Here is a 650-nt window from a genome sequence, read left to right on the forward strand (position 1 = left end):
CGCAGCGCCTCACCGAAGGCCACCGCCTTGGCCGCGATCACATGCATCAACGGCCCGCCCTGCAGCCCGGGGAAGATCGCGGAGTTGATCTTCTTCGCCAGCGCCTCGTCATTGGTCAGGATCAGGCCGCCGCGCGGCCCGCGCAGGGTCTTGTGCGTGGTGCTGGTGGTGACATGCGCGTGCGGCACCGGCGAGGGATGCACCCCGCCCGCCACGAGGCCCGCGAAATGGGCCATGTCCACCATGAAATAGGCACCGACCTCATCCGCGATCTCACGAAAGCGGGCGAAATCCCAGAAGCGGGCATAGGCGGAACCGCCGGCCACGATGACCTTGGGGCGGGTTTCGCGCGCGATGCGGGCCACCTCCTCCATGTCGATCATCTGGTCCTCGCGCCGCACCGTATAGGGTGCCACCTTGAACCACTTGCCGGAGTAGTTGACCGTGGCGCCATGCGTCAGGTGGCCGCCGGCGGCCAGGTCCAGGCCCATGAAGGTGTCGCCCGGCTGCATCAGGGCGAAGAAGACGGCCATGTTGGCGCTGGCGCCGGAATGGGCCTGGACGTTGGCGAACTGGGCGCCGAACAGCTCCTTCGCGCGCTCGATGGCCAGGGCCTCGGCCACGTCCACATATTCGCAGCCGCCATAGTA

1 protein-coding gene is annotated in these 650 nt (G+C 67.5%); it reads right to left on the reverse strand.

Annotation, left to right across the window (positions count from 1 at the left end; all coding sequences use genetic code 11):
* The coding region (locus GT007_RS22100) for a serine hydroxymethyltransferase (RefSeq protein ID WP_160123828.1) at positions 1-650 on the reverse strand (650 nt) is incomplete at both ends.

It is taken from the genome of Rhodovarius lipocyclicus, from assembly GCF_009900765.1.
In the GTDB taxonomy this organism is placed as follows: domain Bacteria; phylum Pseudomonadota; class Alphaproteobacteria; order Acetobacterales; family Acetobacteraceae; genus Rhodovarius; species Rhodovarius lipocyclicus.